The sequence below is a fragment of the Streptomyces sp. NBC_00461 genome (genome assembly GCF_036013935.1).
Lineage (GTDB): Bacteria > Actinomycetota > Actinomycetes > Streptomycetales > Streptomycetaceae > Streptomyces.
In genome coordinates this window covers 9,071,480-9,087,058 of the sequence record NZ_CP107902.1, presented here as the reverse complement: position 1 = coordinate 9,087,058, position 15,579 = coordinate 9,071,480, and the positions used below count along the sequence as shown (strand labels likewise).

11 protein-coding genes and 1 pseudogene are annotated in these 15,579 nt (G+C 70.3%); 5 read left to right on the top strand and 7 right to left on the bottom strand.

All coding sequences use genetic code 11. The annotated features are described in order from the left end of the window. Window positions 1-56 precede the first annotated feature (56 nt). A complete protein-coding gene (locus OG870_RS42110) occupies window positions 57-1,319 on the bottom strand; it encodes an MFS transporter (RefSeq protein ID WP_266586989.1) in 1,263 nt (420 codons plus the stop codon). A gap of 697 nt (window positions 1,320-2,016) precedes the next feature. Between OG870_RS42110 and OG870_RS42105 the strand changes: the two genes are divergently transcribed. After that, window positions 2,017-4,515 carry a SpoIIE family protein phosphatase gene (locus OG870_RS42105; RefSeq protein ID WP_327692059.1) on the top strand — a complete coding sequence of 833 codons (2,499 nt, stop codon included), beginning with the start codon at window positions 2,017-2,019 and terminating at the stop codon, window positions 4,513-4,515. 19 nt (window positions 4,516-4,534) lie between these two features. On the opposite strand, the gene OG870_RS42100 is transcribed toward OG870_RS42105, so the two are convergent. The 6 genes and pseudogenes from OG870_RS42100 to OG870_RS42075 all read right to left on the bottom strand — a co-directional run bounded on the left by OG870_RS42100 (window position 4,535) and on the right by OG870_RS42075 (window position 12,532). Further along, the gene (locus OG870_RS42100) at window positions 4,535-5,695 is read right to left on the bottom strand and encodes a substrate-binding domain-containing protein (protein ID WP_266586985.1); all 1,161 of its coding nucleotides are present in this window, start codon (window positions 5,693-5,695) and stop codon (window positions 4,535-4,537) included. Between the two features lie 56 nt (window positions 5,696-5,751). Further along, entirely contained in the window at window positions 5,752-6,858 is a 1,107-nt protein-coding gene (locus OG870_RS42095) for an ABC transporter permease (RefSeq protein WP_266526845.1), read from the bottom strand. Continuing rightward, complete coding sequence (locus OG870_RS42090; protein ID WP_266586981.1) at window positions 6,855-8,402, bottom strand: sugar ABC transporter ATP-binding protein; 1,548 nt, start codon at window positions 8,400-8,402, stop codon at window positions 6,855-6,857. The genes OG870_RS42095 and OG870_RS42090 overlap by 4 nt, the downstream gene beginning before the upstream one ends. 136 nt (window positions 8,403-8,538) lie before the next feature. After that, complete coding sequence (locus OG870_RS42085) at window positions 8,539-11,415, bottom strand: SpoIIE family protein phosphatase (RefSeq protein ID WP_266841683.1); 2,877 nt, start codon at window positions 11,413-11,415, stop codon at window positions 8,539-8,541. A gap of 130 nt (window positions 11,416-11,545) precedes the next feature. After that, window positions 11,546-12,028 (bottom strand): annotated as a pseudogene (locus OG870_RS42080) (cyclase family protein); the annotation flags it as partial. 75 nt (window positions 12,029-12,103) lie between these two features. Further along, entirely contained in the window at window positions 12,104-12,532 is a 429-nt protein-coding gene (locus OG870_RS42075) for a secondary thiamine-phosphate synthase enzyme YjbQ (RefSeq protein ID WP_266526862.1), read from the bottom strand. On the opposite strand from OG870_RS42075, the gene OG870_RS48330 reads away from it, so the two are divergent. From OG870_RS48330 to OG870_RS42060, 4 genes are all read left to right on the top strand, one after another. Further along, complete coding sequence (locus tag OG870_RS48330) at window positions 12,531-12,737, top strand: putative leader peptide (RefSeq protein WP_354006198.1); 207 nt, start codon at window positions 12,531-12,533, stop codon at window positions 12,735-12,737. The two genes, OG870_RS42075 and OG870_RS48330, sit on opposite strands and share 2 nt — an antisense overlap. A 138-nt stretch (window positions 12,738-12,875) precedes the next feature. Further along, the gene (locus OG870_RS42070; RefSeq protein ID WP_266841681.1) at window positions 12,876-13,778 is read left to right on the top strand and encodes an ABC transporter permease; all 903 of its coding nucleotides are present in this window, start codon (window positions 12,876-12,878) and stop codon (window positions 13,776-13,778) included. Then, window positions 13,751-14,491: an ABC transporter ATP-binding protein gene (locus OG870_RS42065; protein ID WP_266526866.1), complete on the top strand. Its 741-nt coding sequence runs from the start codon at window positions 13,751-13,753 to the stop codon at window positions 14,489-14,491. The genes OG870_RS42070 and OG870_RS42065 overlap by 28 nt, the downstream gene beginning before the upstream one ends. Before the next feature lie 62 nt (window positions 14,492-14,553). Next, the gene (locus tag OG870_RS42060) at window positions 14,554-15,576 is read left to right on the top strand and encodes an ABC transporter substrate-binding protein (RefSeq protein WP_266527669.1); all 1,023 of its coding nucleotides are present in this window, start codon (window positions 14,554-14,556) and stop codon (window positions 15,574-15,576) included. Window positions 15,577-15,579: the final 3 nt, after the last annotated feature.

Genomic DNA, 15,579 nt, shown 5'->3' with positions numbered 1-15,579 from the left:
TACGTCACGCAGTACCGACACCGTCGGTGTGTCGTTCGAGCATTCGAGCACCGGAACTAGACCGTGTCGGCCGGTGCCGTGCTCGGCGTCTGGAGGCCCGTGCCACCGAAGCGGATGCCCTTGGCCTCCTTGCCGACTGCACTGAGGGCGATCACCACGGCCAGGGCGGGCACCACGGTCCACGTCATCGCCGCGGGATAGCCGTGACGGTCCGCGATGGCCTCCTGGAGCGGCAGGTTGAGGGCGGCGATCAGGTTGCCGAGTTGGTAGGTGACGCCCGGGTAGAAGCCTCGGATCGCGTCCGGGCTCATCTCTGTCAGGTGCGCGGGGATGACACCCCAGGCTCCCTGTACGCACACCTGCATCAGGAAGGCGGAGAGCATCAACCAGCCGACGGCGGTGGACAGAACGAAGAACGGCACCACCGCCAGGCCCCCGGCCGCCGCGATCATGATCGTGCGGCGGCGCCCCAGCCTTTCGGAGAAGGCACCGAGCAGCGCGCCTCCGATCATGGCGCCGATGTTGTAGACCACCGCGATGGCGATGGCCGTGTCCGGGGAAAGGCCCAGACCCTTCTTGACGAAGGTCGGATAGACGTCCTGAGTGCCGTGCGACATCCAGTTGAAGGCGGTCATCAGCGCCACCAGGTACACGAAGCGGCGCAGCACCGCCGGGTTCCTGAACACCTGGTAGGCGGGAGTGCGGTTGAGCCGGACGCTCTTCTCCCACACCTCGCTCTCCTCCACCCGGGTGCGCACCCACAGGGCGACCAGCGCGGGTACCAGGCTGAAGGCGAACAACCCCCGCCAGCCGAAGGTGGGTTCGATGCCGAAGAAGGCCACGGCGGCGAGCAGGTATCCCAGCGAGTAGCCGCTCTGCAGCAGGCCCGACCAGAAGCCCCGCCGCTCAGCGGGAATCTTCTCCATGGCCAGCGCCGCACCCAGGCCCCATTCACCGCCCATCCCGATGCCGTACAGCAGGCGAAGGACCAGCAGGACGGCGTAGTTGGGCGCGAAGGCGCACGCGAAGCCGACGATCGAGTAGAAGACCACGTCGACCATGAGCGGCAGCCGGCGGCCTCTGCGGTCCGCCCACATGCCGAAGAGCAGGGCACCGACCGGACGCATCACCAGGGTCGCGGTGGTGAGGAAAGCCATGTCGGTGAGGGAGACATGGAAGTCGTCGGCTATCTCGCTGTAGACGAGAACCACCAGAAAATAGTCGAAGGCATCCATCGCCCAGCCCAGATAGGCGGCGACGAAGGCGTTGCGCTGATCCTTGGTAAGACCTGTTGCCTGCTCTCGGACGGTCTTCAGCATGCCGGCCCTCCCACGGTTCCGCAGGGGAGGCTAGGTCCGTGTGGCGAAGCGGACAACGCAAGGGCCGGCAAAACACGCGCCACAATTGTCTAAAACCGACGCTCGGTTCACAGGCAGCCAAGCCGCGCGCTCCGGAGTCAGCCGCCCGCGAGGAAGCTCAGACGCACCTTTCGATGGGCGTTGTCCTTGTTCGGATCCACCAAACTCCGTTAGGGCAACCCCTGGTTCAGCTTGAGGGCCCACAGTTGACAGTCCATGGGCGGCTCCAGGGCGCCCTGGCTCAGAGAAGCTTCCAACTCGTCGGGAACCCTGCATCCACGACAGGACCACGTCCAGCATTTCCAGGAGATTCTGCTCGACCCCTGAGGGCGAGTACACACGGCTCGGTTCTTGCAATACGGGCCGCATCCAGCACTCCGCCAGGACACGCAGCCAACGCCCGACCCCCGAGGTGCCGGCCGCCCCAACGGCGCGAGCACGCCCGCATCCGTGGCGAGAGGAGCTTCCGCTGGGGCGGCCGACTCGCTCTCGCTCATGATCGGGCAACCTGGCGAACGTTCCCCCGCTCCGTCTGGCCTGCGGGGACAAAATCGGCTCACCCATACCAGCCCGACATCCATCCACAGAGAGGTGCAAATGACCCTAAACTGGGAAAAGCACTCCATGGACGATCGAGGGCAGCGTGTCGGCCAACGGTATGGCATCGAGCTCATACCCGCTCAGCGCCGCGGGTGTCGGCGAAGCGCCCGAGCGCGACGACGCGTTGGTGAGGGCCGTGGTCCATGCCGTGGAGGTCACCGGAGCACATACCGGAAGCGTGCTCCTGCTCTCCGGCGACCATCGCTCGCTCGTCGTGGCCGCGTCCTGCGGGACACCGCCCTCCCTGCTCAGCGGGTGGCGTCGGATCCCGGTCAACAGCCGTATGCCGGTGGCGGAGGCGTGCCGCTCCGGGCGCATGGTCCACCTGGCCGGCGCGGAGGAGACGATGCGGCGCTTCCCCCAGCTCTCGATCGCCCTGCCCTACCCGTTCGGCTCTGCATCGGTCCCCGTACGGGCGGGCGAGCGGACCTTCGGCGCCATCGCCGTGGTGTGGACGCCCAGGCCGGACGGGACAGGACTGTCGAGGGCGCAGCGCGGGCAGTTGCGCTCCGCCGCCGACCGGCTGGGCACCGCCCTCGCAGGACTGCGGGCCCGCGGCACGCTCGGTGAGTACGACGAGCGAACGGCTCCGGTACTGGTCCCGCTGCCGTGCGCTCCGGCGATCCGGGTGGGCCTGTTCGACTGGAACCTCGACACCGGAGCCCTCACTGCCGACGACGAGCTGTGCGCGATCTTCGGGATTGCGCCCCGCGCGTTCGACGGTCGGGTGGCCACACTGACGGCCTACATCGAGCCGGCGGATCTGCCTGGTTTTGGATCCGCCGCCCGCGCCGCGGTCGAGGAGGGACACCTACTGGCGCACCGCCTGCGCATCCTGGACGGCCATGGTGGACACCGCGTCGTCGAGCTGTGGGGCCGGGTACCGGAGAGCCCCGACGACTCGGAGGCCTCTTGCCACCTGGTCGGCGCCGTGCTGGACTCCGGGAGCGGCATGGCCGCCGTGGCGGCGATCGAGCGGCTCGCGGACGGTTTCTTCGCGCTCTCTCCCGACGGACGCCTCGCCTACGCCAACCACAGCCTGGAGGATCTGCTGCGGGTCCGCCAGGACGAACTGCTCGGCCGGCGCCCCTGGGACATCCTGCCTTGGCTGGCCGATCCCGTGTACGAGGACCGCTACCGGGCCGCCGCCGTCTCCCAGCAACCGGTCTCCTTCCTGGTCCGCCGCCCGCCGGACGAGTGGCTGGTCTTCTCCCTCCACCCGGGCGCTCAGGGCATGACGGGATGGGCCTCACGAGTGCGGCAGCCCGTACCGGCCGGCACCGGACCCGGTGCACCAGTCACCGTGGAGGGGCCGCCCATCTCCTCGGCGCCTCCGCCCGCGGCCCCGCGCGTGGGTTCCCTCTACCGGGTGCTCACGCTGGGCAGCGCCCTCACCGAGGCGGCCACCGCGGACGAGGTGTTCGATGCCGTCGCCGAACAGTTGCTGCCGGCCTTCGGCGGCCAGAAGCTGGCGATCGCCGTGGTGGAGGAACAGCGCCTGCACCTGCTCGCTCAGCGCGGCTACTCGCAACGCTTTCTCGCCCGGTTCGAAGGCACCCCGCTGCACGCCCGGCTGCCCGTGACGGACGCCCTGACCTCCGGGGTCCCGCTGTTCGTCGAGTCCCGGGAGCAGCTCCGCGAGAGCTACCCCGGGATCATGGTGGGTCACACCAACTCCTGGGCGTTCCTGCCGCTGATCGCCTCGAACCACCCGGTCGGCGCCTGCATTCTCGGCTTCGACGACATCCACCGGTTCCCCGACGAGGAGCGCGGAGTCCTCACCGCGCTGGGCGGCCTGATCGGCCAGGCGCTGGAACGCGCCAGACTCTACGACGCCGAATTCGCCCTCGCCCGCGGCCTGCAGGACGCGCTGCTGCCGCACCGGCTGCCCACTCTGCCGGGGCTGCACGTCACCGGGCGTTATCTGCCGGGCACCAGGGGGATGGACATCGGCGGCGACTGGTACGACGTCATCCCCACCGGCGACGAAGTCGCACTGATCGTCGGGGACGTCGAGGGGCACAACGTCCCCGCCGCGGCCGCCATGGGACAACTGCGCAGCGCCATGCGGGCATTCGTCGCCGCCGGCCACCGACCGAGCGACGTCGCCGCCGGCACCAACCGGCTCCACATGGACCTTGACCCGGTGCTCCTCGCCAGCTGCTGCTACGCCCAATTGCATCCCCGCTCGGGGATCGTGCGCATCGTCCGCGCGGGCCATCTCCCGCCCCTGCTGCGCCTGCCCGACGGGCGCACCAAGATCCTGGATGTGCCCGGCGGCCCACTGCTCGGCATCGACGCGACGGCACGCTTTCCGGAGTCGGAGCTGCGTCTCGCTCCCGGGACGGTCCTGGCCCTCTATACGGACGGGTTGATCGAGAGGCGCGACTCGGACATCGGCTCCGACGTCGAGCGACTCCGGGGGTCGCTGGCCCGGCTTGGCGGGGGTGGCCTGGACGATCTGGCCGACGGGCTGCTGCGGGATGCCTGCCACGCTTCCCCCGACAGGGCGGACGACGTCGCGCTCCTGCTCACCGAGTACGCCCCGCCACGTTGACCAGTCCCTGCCGCCACTGTCACGTGCCCCAGATCTTCCGGTACGCCTCCCGGTATCCCGCCGGATCCCAGGTCGTGGCGCCGTGGCTGTTGTCGGCCGTGCTGATGTGGACGGGGGCCACATACCCGCTGGCCGGCCGGCCGGAGAAGGCGCGATTGAACTCGTCGACGATCTGCCAGCCCTGCAGGGACAGCGGCTCTGGCACGGTGGCCGCCTGGTACTGCTTGCTGTTGATGCGCTGGAAGGCGGAGGGGTCGCCGTCGCCGGCGCCGATGTTGAAGGGCGGGCCGGAACCCTTCTTGCCGGCCGCGCGGAACGCCGGGGCGGCATCGGCGAAGTACAGGTCGTTGATGGCGACGGAGTGGGTCCACCTCTCCTGGAAGCGGGAGAGCAGTGAGGAGATCTCCCGGGGCGTGCGGCTGCTGGCATCCGGGATCGGGATGTTCTCGTACGCCAGCAGCTTTACCCCCGCGCAGGTGGCCAGCTCCTTCCTGATCAGGTCGGACTTGTACTTGGCGAAGGGGATCGAGGCATCGGTGAAGACCACGGCCCCGGCTGTGCCGTCGGAGCTCGAGATGACCCACTGCGCACTGGCTCTGGCCACGTCCTCGACTTTGGTGGTGACGTTGGTGAAGAGCCTGGGGCGCCGGCTGGGGCCGGGGGACGCGACCGCGTGCCAGCCGATGAGCGGGATGCCTGCCGCGTTCGCACGCGCCAGCTGCTGCGAGGTCGAGCCCGGGTCGAAGCCCCCGATGACGATGCCCGAGGGTCTGACGTCCACGGCCTCGCTCATCGCCGCCTGGATGCCGGCGGGGGTGCCGCCACCGTCGATCACCCGGACGTGCCAGCCGATGACGCGCGCGGCTTTCCGCACGCTGTCCGCGGCGCCCGCGACTCCGGGATTGGTCATGGTCTGGGCGACGTAGACGATGTTCTTGCCGGCCACCGCGGTGGGACCGCTGGTCGGACCGTTCCAGGGGATGTCGGTCCGCTCCGCCCGGCTGACGGCGGCCTGGGCCCTGGTCTGGGCCGCGGGGCAGCCGCTCGGACCCGAGGTGGAGTGCGCCGGGCCGCTCGACGAGCCGCGTTCACAGCCGGCCAGCACGAAGACCGCGACCACCAGGGCGGTGGCAGTGGACCGCGCGTTGCGGACGGTGGGGGTGTTGCGGTTGCGGTGCACGGAAGCTCCTTGCGGAGGATGCCGCCCGGGCACTCTGGCGGTGCCCGCGGCGTGGGTCATGGAGGGCTGCCCGGCGTGCCTTCGTCCTGTGTCACGGCGGGCGAATCGCGGGCGACGACCGCGCCGGTGCGCAGTCGGCGACGAGCGGAGTAGCCGGCCAGTCCGACGGCGAGGAGCAGGGTGCCGCCGTAGAACAACGGGACCGTCCAGAAATCGCCGCCCATCTGGGCGATGCCGGTGAGGCCGACGGCGAGGACGGCGACGGCGACGAGGGTGCCCAGGGCGTTGGGGCGCCCGGGTTTGATGGCGGTGGAGCCGAGGAGGGCCCCGACGAACGCGGGCAGCAGGTAGTCGAGGCCGACGCTGGGATTGCCGATCTGCTGCTGGGCCGCGAGCAGCACTCCGTCGAAGCCGACGATCAGTCCCGACGCGGCGAAGGCGTAGACGGTGTACTTGCGGGTCGGGATGCCGACCAGGTCGGCGGCGCGCGGGTTCGACCCGACGACATACAGGTACCTGCCGAGCGGCAGCCGCTCCAGAACCACCCAGAGGGCGACCGCGAGCGCGAGCACGTAAAAGGCGGGAACCGGCAGGCCGAGGAACGTCGAGTCGTAGATGTCGGTGAAGGCGGCCGGGAGGCCTTGCGGGCCGGGGACGATCCGGCCGCCGCCGGTGACCCATCCGGTCACCGCGTACATCATGCTGCCGGTTCCGAGCGTGGCGATGAACGAATCGATCCGCCCGAATTCGACGACGACACCGTTGAGGACGCCCACGACACCCCCTCCGGCGATCACCGTGAGGCAGGCGAGCGGCCAGGGCCATCCGTCGCCCACGACGAGCTGCATCACCATGACGTGCGCCAGGCCGAGACCGTAGCCGATGGAGAGGTCGAACGCGCCGGTCACGATGGGGACCATCGCGGCGAGCGCGAGGACGGCCGGGATCGACTGGTTGGACAGGATCGAGTCGACGGTGTCCCGGGTGGGAAAGGTACGCGGCAGAGTGAGGGAGAAGATCAGGAAGAGCAGGGCGGTAAGGGTCAGGAGGCCGTAGGCGCCGATGAGTTGCCCGCTACGGCCGTGCAGTCGGGCGAGTCGCCTCGGTGGCCCCGAGCGACGCGGCCGTGGCGGGGGCGCAGCCGGGGAGGGGGAGCCAGTCACGGATTCGCCGCGGTTCCGGAGGAGGGCAGGGCCGAAGCCGCCCGCGTGAGTTCGGTGACCGTGAGGGCCGGGCCGGTCAGCTCGGTCGTCACGGATCCGCGGACGAAGACCAGGGCGCGCCGACACACGCCCGCGACCTCCTCGAAGTCGCTGGAGATGAGGAGGACCGCGAGGCCGGCGGCGAGCGCCTCGTCGAGCAGGCGGTGGATCGCGGCTTTGGCACCGATGTCCACGCTCGCCGTCGGTTCCTCGAGGATCAGCAGGCGCAGGGCCAGCCGCAGCCACCGGCCGATCATGACCTTCTGCTGGTTCCCCCCGGACAGGGTGGCGATGGCAGCCTCGCTGTCGTCGGGACGCACCGAGAACCGTTCGATCAGGGTGCCGGCCTCGGCGCGTTCGCGGCGGGGGCTGATCCAGCACAGCGCCGACATGCCTCCCGCCCGGGGGTTGGCCAGGAGGTTCTCCCGTACGGTCAGCTCGGCGAGGCAACCCTCCCGCTGTCTGTCACCGGGTACGAGGGCGACACCCCGTCCGACGGCGTCCGCGACCGTACGGGGATGGTACGGGCGACCGCCGAGAAGGGCCCGTCCGCCGAGGAGCGGCCGGGCGCCCGCAAGGGCTCGGGCGAGGCCCGTGTGTCCGGCGCCCGTGAGGCCGACCAGGCCGAGGACTTCCCCCCGCCTGAGCTCCAGACTGACCGGTCCCGCGTCGGGGGTGCGCACCCCGTCCAGGGTCAGGATGGCCGGGCCGCCGGCCGGGTTGGTGGCGGGGCGGTGATCGGTCGGCCCCTCGCCGGTGATGGCGCGCACCAGGCGGGCAGGAGTGTGGCTCGCCGGCGAGCCGTGGCTGACCACGCGTCCGTCGCGCAGCACGGCGAAGGTGTCGGCGACCTCGTACACCTCGTCCAGGCGATGGCTGACGTAGAGGATGCCGTGCCCCCGGTCGCGCAGGGTGTGCAGCACCCGGAACAGCCGGGTGCAGTCCGCGGCGGGCAGGCGGGCGGTCGGCTCGTCGAGGACGATGAGTCTCGCCCGTGCCGCCAGGGCTCGTGCGACGGCGACAAGCGAACGCTCGGCCGGGGCGAGGCGGGAGATCGGCGTGTCGGGGTCGAGATGTCCGGCGACGGCCCGCAGGGCCTCGGTGCAGTGTTCTCGGGTGAGCCGCCAGGAGATCAGTCCGGCGCGGCGCGGATACCCGGTGCTCAGAGCGATGTTCTCGGCTACCGTCATCCACTCCACCAGGCCGAGATCCTGATGGATGAAGGACATGTGCCGGGAAGCGGCGTGACTCCCGAGCGGGTGCCCGGCCACGGTGACCTGCCCCGAGTCGGCGTGGTGGACGCCGGCGAGCACCTTGATGAGCGTGGACTTCCCGGCTCCGTTGGGACCAAGGAGGGCGAGGACACTGCCGGCGTGGACATCGAGGTCGACCCCGGCGAGCGCGAGGGTTCCCCCGAAGCGCTTGGCAAGTCCGCGGACACGGACCAGAGGTTCCGCCCCGAAGGGCGGGACCGCATGCGCAGAGGTGTCGTGGGCCTCGTGCACGGACCTCTCCGGGGTTGGACCTGTCGTGTTCTTCCCGATGTGCATCAGTGACATTAGCGGCACATGTTGCACATTTTCCGACATGTGGCCGCTCTCTGTGACCCCAACGGAGCAGCGAATCGCCGGGGCCGGCGCCTCAGGCCCCCGCGAGCCCGCATTCGGCCCAGATGACCTTGCCCTGCTGGGTGTAGCGCGTGCCCCAGCTCTGCGTCAGCTGCGCGACGAGGAACAGGCCGCGGCCGCCCTCGTCGGTGCTGGCCGCTCGGCGCAGGTGCGGGGCGGTGTTGCTGGTGTCGGAGACCTCGCAGATCAGGGTGCGGTCGTGGAGCAGCCGTACCCGGATGGGCCCTGCGCCGTGGCGGATGGCGTTCGTGACCAGCTCGCTGAGCACCAGTTCGGCGGCGAACGCGGCCTCGTCGATTCCCCAGTCGGTCAGTTGCCGGGTGGCGGAGGCGCGGACCTCGCTGACCAGGGCCGGATCCGCGGGCAGGTCCCAGGTGGCTATCCGCTGGGGGTCCAGGGCGTGGGTGCGGGCGACGAGCAGGGCGATGTCGTCGCAGGGGTGGGCGGGGGCCACCGTGTCGAGTACCGCCTCGCAGGTCTCGTCGGGCGTGCCGTTCGCTTGGGCCAGCGTGGCGCGCAGCTGATCGAGGACCACGTCGACGTCGCGGTGACGGTCCTCGATGAGCCCGTCGGTGTAGAGGACCAGCTGGCTGTTCTCAGGGAGGTCGAGCTCGGCGGCTTCGAACGGCAGACCGCCGAGGCCGAGCGGCGGTCCGGCGGGCAGGTCGGGGAACCACACGGTGCCGTCGGGGCGGACCAGAGCGGGCGGGGGATGGCCGGCGCGGGCCATGGTGCACTGCTGTGTGGTCGGGTCGTAGATGGCGTAGAGACAGGTCGCGCCGATGATGCCTGCGTCCACGGCGCCGGGGTCCTCCCGGTCCAGGCGTCCCACGAGTTTGTCGAGGTGGGTGAGGACCTCGTCCGGGGGGAAGTCGAGTTCGGCGAAACTGCGGGCGGCCGTGCGCAGCCTCCCCATGGTGGCGGCGGAGAGCATGCCGTGGCCGACGACGTCGCCGACGAAGAGCCCGATGCGGCTGCCGGACAGGGGTATGACGTCGTACCAGTCCCCTCCCACGTCGGATTCGGCGGGCAGGTAGCGATGGGCGACCTCGACGGCGTCCTGGTCCGGCACACCGTGCGGGAGCAGGCTGCGCTGCAGGGCCAGGACCATGGCGCGTTCGCGCGTGTACCGCCGGGCGTTGTCGATGGACAGTGCGGCACGGGCGGCCAGTTCCTGGGCCAGCAACCGGTCGTCGTCCCCGAACGGTGGCGAGTCCTGCGCGCGGTAGAAGCCGGCCACGCCCAGGACTGCGCCGCGGGCGACCAGGGGCACCGCGATGAGAGAGTGGACGTGGCTCAGCAGCTGTGCGGAGTGCTCAGGGTCCTGCCCGAACCAGCCCGCGGCAGCCTTCAGGTCCGGTTCCAGCACTGCCTGGCCGCTCGTCAGACACCGTGACTGCGGCATCGTCGGACCGTAGTCGACCTGCTTGCCGACCGGCTGGAAGGGACAGTCGTCATGGATGCCGTGGACCACCGTACGGCGTAGGTCACTGCGGGGATCGGCGGACTCCTCGCCGCGGAGCACGGCTTCCGGCAGGTCGATGGTGACGAAGTCGGCCAGTTGCGGCACCGCCGACTCGGCGAGCTCCCGGGCGGTACTGCGCACATCCAGGGTGGTGCCTATGCGGACGCCGGCCTCGGACAACAATTCCAGGCGGCGGCGCGCGGCCAGGGCGTAGGTCCCCACGTGCGGCTCCCCCACCATCATGAGCCGTCTCGCCGGGGGCGGGGAGTCGGAGTGCTCGTCCGTCGTGCCGTCGCCGGCCGTGACGCGCTCGACGCCCACGGCGACAGGGCCGTGCTCCGCGCCGGGAAGATACTCAGACGGCGGGGTGACGTGGAGCCGCCCGGGCGCCACGTCGGGAACAGCCCCGGAGAACGTGAGGGAGGTGGCGACGGCAAGCTCTGCAGGGAGGCCCAGCGGCTCGTGGACCTGATGTGGGAAGGCGAGGGGCTCGCGCGGTGAGGGACCGGGGACAACGGCCTCGATGGCGAAGCCCTCCACTCCGGAGGCACTCGTCATCGGCCGGCTCACGAGCGTGACCCGACGGCCGTCGGACAGGGGCACGTCGACACAGGCCCGCTGCGCGCAGGCGATCAGCTCGGCGGCCTTCTCCATGAGGATCGCCCGGTCGCGGGGGCTCATCTCCACGGCCAGTTCCCGCACCCCTATGCGGTGCCGAAAACCTGCGGCGGCCTCGGCTCCGCTGTCCAGGTACGCCCGCAGCAGAGCGCGCTCAGGCGAGGAACTCTGCCCCAGCAGCCGCCGCTCGATGGTCTCGGCCGCCTTGCGTATCACGGTGTCCAGCGCCGGGTCCTCGGCGCTGCGCGGATAGCCGAAGCACAGGACGCCCTCGATGCGGCCGCTGAGCGGGTCGCGGACGGGAAGCGCGCGGCAGGCACTGCCCTGGGAGCGCTCGGCGAAGTGCTCGGCACCGTAGACCCGGATGGGTTGGCGCTCGGCCAGGGCGAGACCGATGCCGTTGGTACCTGCGACCTTCTCGGCGAACACGAACCCGGGGACACTCTGGATGGCCGGGAGAATTCTGGCCAGCGACGCTTCTCCGAAACGGCGCAGGAGAACCGTCCCGCTCGCATCGGCGACGGAGATGTTCATCGCGCTGCCGGCGAACGTGGCCTGCAGCCGGTCGAGCACCGGAACGGCCGCGCGGACGATCCGTCCGTCCGGTTCGAAGTCTTCCCGGAAGGGAAGGTCGGACTGGTCCGGCGACAGCCCCAGGGTCCGGCAGCGCCGCCAGGAATCCAGGATCGACGTGCGCACACCCGTCTCGACCGGCTCACCCTGCAGGAACCGCTCACGGAAACTGGCGGGCCCCGTGCCGCCTGGCGCACGCCCCGCCGGTATCGGATCTTCGCCGGCCCGAACCACGCTCCGCCTCACTCGTGCCTTCGACAGTCAACTCTTCCGAAATGTCTGGTATGGATGAGGATACGGGTATTAGAGGCGCGAGTCACCGTTCACAAGGCCCCTCACACACGGTGACCGGACCGGATCGGCGTCACAGGACCGCGACCGGGTTGACGGGCGAGCCCGTCCCGCCCGGGACGTTCAGCGGCGCCACGACGAGCATGAAGTCGTAGCGCCCCGCCGTCGCGGTCGCGGCGGACAGCGCTTCCAGGTCGGAGTTGTCCAGCAGTGGCATCCCCATCGCGGCCACAGCCAGGGCGTGGACCGGCGAGTGCACGCCGTCCACGGGTGAGGGCCGTACGTCACTGTCGCCGTCTCCGCCGAGCAGCGCGATGCCACGCTCGGCCGGCAGCGGCAGGGCGTCCACATGAAAGCCCGCGCCGGCCGTGTCGGGGTCCCAGGCGCCGAGTTCCTCGCGGCGCCGGACGTGTCCGGAGCGCAGCAGTACCGCGCCGCCATCGCCGATCGTCACCTCGAGCGCCTTCTCCACAACGACGATGTCCCTCGCGTACGCCGCTCGCCCCGGCTCCAACCGGTGGATCCCGAGAACGGCGGGCAGGTCGCAGGCCGTCCCTGGGCGCTTGTTGTTCAGGGTTGAACCTGGGCTCCGGTACGGAGGAAATGAGTCGCCCAGAGACCGAGGTTGCAGTCAGGAGCCCGCAAGAAACGAGAAACGCACCTTCCGCTCCGCATTATCCCTGTTCGTATCCACCAGACAGACCGACTGCCACGTCCCCAACTCCAGCCTGCCGTCCAGCACCGGCAGCGTCGCGTGGGGCGGGACGACGGCCGGGAGGACGTGGTCGCGGCCGTGGCCGGGACTGCCGTGGCGGTGTTGCCAGCGGTCGTCCGCGGGGAGGAGGGAGTGGAGCGCGGCGATCAGGTCGTCGTCGCTGCCGGAGCCCGTTTCGATGATCGCGATTCCGGCGGTGGCGTGGGGGACGAAGACGTTGAGGAGGCCGTCACGGCCGGCGGCAGCCTCCCGCAGGAAGGCCTCACAGTCACGGGTCAGGTCGACGACCCTCTCCGTGGAGCCGGTGGCGACGTTCAGCACTCGGGTGGTGAAGGCATCTGACATGCCCCCATCCTGGCCCATACGCCGGGTTTCGCGGCTCAACGCCGGCTCACCGGCCAATACGAGTGGTCCACTTGGCGAGACACCATTGACCGTACATCGGCGGCCTGGCTACTTTCGCCGCATGTTGCGTTCAGTCATGCTCACCACGCGCGGTCACATCGACCTGCTGCGGGTGGCCTCCGCCGCCTGTTGTCGCGGCTGCTGACGCGCTTCTCTCCCTTCACTCCACGCTCCACCTGCGCTTCGCCCTGCCCGTACGCCCAGTCGTGACGTGGCGGCACTGACGCACGCCTTCTCCCGCTCTCCCGCCCTCACCGGCCGCTCTCCTCCTCGTGGAGCACTCATGAGCATCAGTCATGCCCCGCCCGACTCCTCCAAACCCGATATTCCGGCTATATCGGCATCCAAGGAAGCGGAGGGCGACGCCCACGGCCAGGCCTCCCTCGACCTGACCCCCATCGTCCCCGCCTCCTCCCGCCGCACACGAGTCCCGCGCTGGCTGCGCCGCACCTCGGGACCCCTCCTGTTGCTCGGTCTGTGGCAACTCCTCAGCGCCACCGGCGCGCTGGCCTCGAACGTGCTCGCCCCGCCGGGTCGCATCGCCCAGGTGGCCGGAGATCTGATCGGCGACGGCTCTCTGGCCTCCGCCATGGGCACCTCGCTCCAGCGCGTGGCGTTCGGGCTGCTGCTGGGCACCGTCGTAGGGACCGGACTCGCCCTGGCCTCGGGCCTGTTCAGGATCGGCGAGGACCTCGTGGACGCGCCCGTGCAGATGCTGCGGACCGTGCCGTTCGTGGGTCTGATCCCGCTGTTCATCATCTGGTTCGGCATCGGCGAGGCCCCGAAGGTCGCCATCATCACGCTCGGCGTGACGTTCCCGCTCTACCTGAACGTGTACGCCGGCATCCGCGGCGTGGACGCCCAACTCATCGAGGCGGGCGAGTCGTTGGGGCTGTCGCGCTGGGGTCTCGTACGGCACGTCGTACTGCCGGGGGCACTGCCCGGCGCGCTCACCGGGCTGCGCTACTCCCTCGGCGTCGCCTGGCTCGCCCTCGTCTTCGCCGAGCAGGTCAACGCCGACTCCGGCATCGGCTTCCTCATGGTGCAGGCACGGGACTTCCTGCGCACCGACGTGATCGTGGTCTGCCTGATCGTCTACGCCTTCCTCGGCCTGCTCGCCGACTTCATCGTCCGCTCCCTCGAAAGGCTGCTGCTGCAATGGCGACCGACGTTCACCGGCCGGTGACCCCGCAGACGGCGGTACGCGTCGACGGGCTGACCCGCTCCTTCGACGGCCGCGCCGTCATCGACAACCTCCAACTCGACGTCCGGCCCGGCGAGTTCGTCGCCCTGCTCGGCCGCAGTGGCTGCGGCAAGTCCACCCTGCTGCGCATCCTGGCGGGCCTCGACCGCGACATCGTGGGCACGGTCCTGGTACCGCGCCGCAAGGCGGTGGCCTTCCAGGCGCCGCGGCTGATGCCGTGGAAGAGGGTGTGGCGCAATGTGGTGCTCGGTCTGCCCGGCAAGCCCGAACGCTCCCTCGCCGAACAGGCCCTCGAAGAGGTGGGCCTGGACCACCGCTCCGACGCCTGGCCCAAGACCCTCTCCGGCGGCGAGGCCCAACGCGCTTCCCTCGCAAGGGCATTGGTGCGCGAGCCGGATCTGCTGCTGCTCGACGAGCCGTTCGGCGCGCTCGACGCACTCACCCGTATCAAGGCTCAGCGTCTGGTGGGCGAGTTGTGGCAGCGCCGGGGCTGCGCGGTGCTGCTGGTCACGCACGACGTCGAGGAGGCCGTCCTGCTCGCGGACCGCGTCCTGGTGATGGACGACGGCGTCATCGCGCACGAGCGGCACATCGACCTCGACCGCCCCCGTGACATCACCGACCCCCGGTTCGCCGAGCTCCGTGCCGGACTGCTGGAACGGCTCGGCGTCGACACGGCCGCCAAAGCCGCCTGAACTCCCCTCTCGCCACCTGAACTCGCCTTATCCCGCCTCCAGTTACACAGAACGGATCCATGATGCGACGACGCCTCGTCCCCGCCGCACTCCTCCTCCCCTTCGCCCTCCTGCTCACTGCCTGCGGCGGGAACTCGTCGACGGACGTGGGCGGCGCGACCGACGGCAAGGGCTCCCTCACCCTCAACGTCGGTGACCAGAAGGGCGGTTCCGAGGCGATCCTGCGCGCCGCCGGGGAGCTGAAGAACCTGAACTACAAGATCAAGTGGTCCACCTTCACCTCCGGCCCGCCGCTGCTGGAGGCCGTCAACGCCAAGGCCGTCGACATCGGCGGCGTCGGCAACACCCCGCCGGTCTTCGCCGCGGGCGCGGGCTCGAAGATCACGGTGGTGGCCGCCTTCCACGGCACGTCCAAGGGCGACGCCATCCTCGTACCGAACAGCTCGAAGCTGACGAAACCCCAGGACCTCAAGGGCAAGTCGGTGGCCGTGGCGCAGGGTTCCTCCGCGCACTACCAGCTGGTCGCCTCCCTCAAGGCGGCCGGGCTGAGCCTGAGCGACGTCAAGGTCAAGTACCTCCAGCCGGCCGACGCGCTCGCCGCGTTCACCTCCGGCAAGGTCGATGCGTGGGCGGTGTGGGACCCGTACACCTCTCAGATCCTGCAGGGCAAGCAGGGTCGTGTTCTCACGACCGGCGACGGCGTGACCAACGGGCTCACCTTCCAGGTGGCGGCTCCGACCGCGCTCCAGGACAAGAAGAAGGCCGCCGCCATCAAGGACTATCTGGAGCGGCTGCGGCGGGCCACGGCGTGGGTCTACGGCCACCAGGAGGAGTGGGCGAAGGTCTGGGCGAAGGACACCGGCCTGCCGTACGACGTTGCGCTGGCCTCCGTGAAGCGCACCAACGCCACCCGGATCTCGGTCGCCGTCGACAAGCCGCTGATCGCGTCCGAGCAGCAGATCGCCGACGCCTTCACCGAGTTGAAGCTCATCCCGAAGAAGGTGGACTTCGCCGACTTCGTGGATCTGCGGTACAACGGCAGGCTGCCGGCCTCGACCACGCCCGCCCGCGCGTCGGAGGGCTGAGAC

Bases quoted from the DNA above. Each gene is read 5' to 3' on its own strand.
- OG870_RS48330 (WP_354006198.1), top strand. From the start codon at position 12,531: ATGCCCCCATCCTGGCCCATACGCCGGGTTTCGCGGCTCAACGCCGGC.
- OG870_RS42070 (WP_266841681.1), top strand. From the start codon at position 12,876: ATGAGCATCAGTCATGCCCCGCCCGACTCCTCCAAACCCGATATTCCG.
- OG870_RS42110 (WP_266586989.1), bottom strand. From the start codon at position 1,319: ATGCTGAAGACCGTCCGAGAGCAGGCAACAGGTCTTACCAAGGATCAG.
- OG870_RS42065 (WP_266526866.1), top strand. From the start codon at position 13,751: ATGGCGACCGACGTTCACCGGCCGGTGACCCCGCAGACGGCGGTACGC.
- OG870_RS42060 (WP_266527669.1), top strand. From the start codon at position 14,554: ATGCGACGACGCCTCGTCCCCGCCGCACTCCTCCTCCCCTTCGCCCTC.
- OG870_RS42105 (WP_327692059.1), top strand. From the start codon at position 2,017: ATGGCATCGAGCTCATACCCGCTCAGCGCCGCGGGTGTCGGCGAAGCG.
- OG870_RS42075 (WP_266526862.1), bottom strand. From the start codon at position 12,532: ATGTCAGATGCCTTCACCACCCGAGTGCTGAACGTCGCCACCGGCTCC.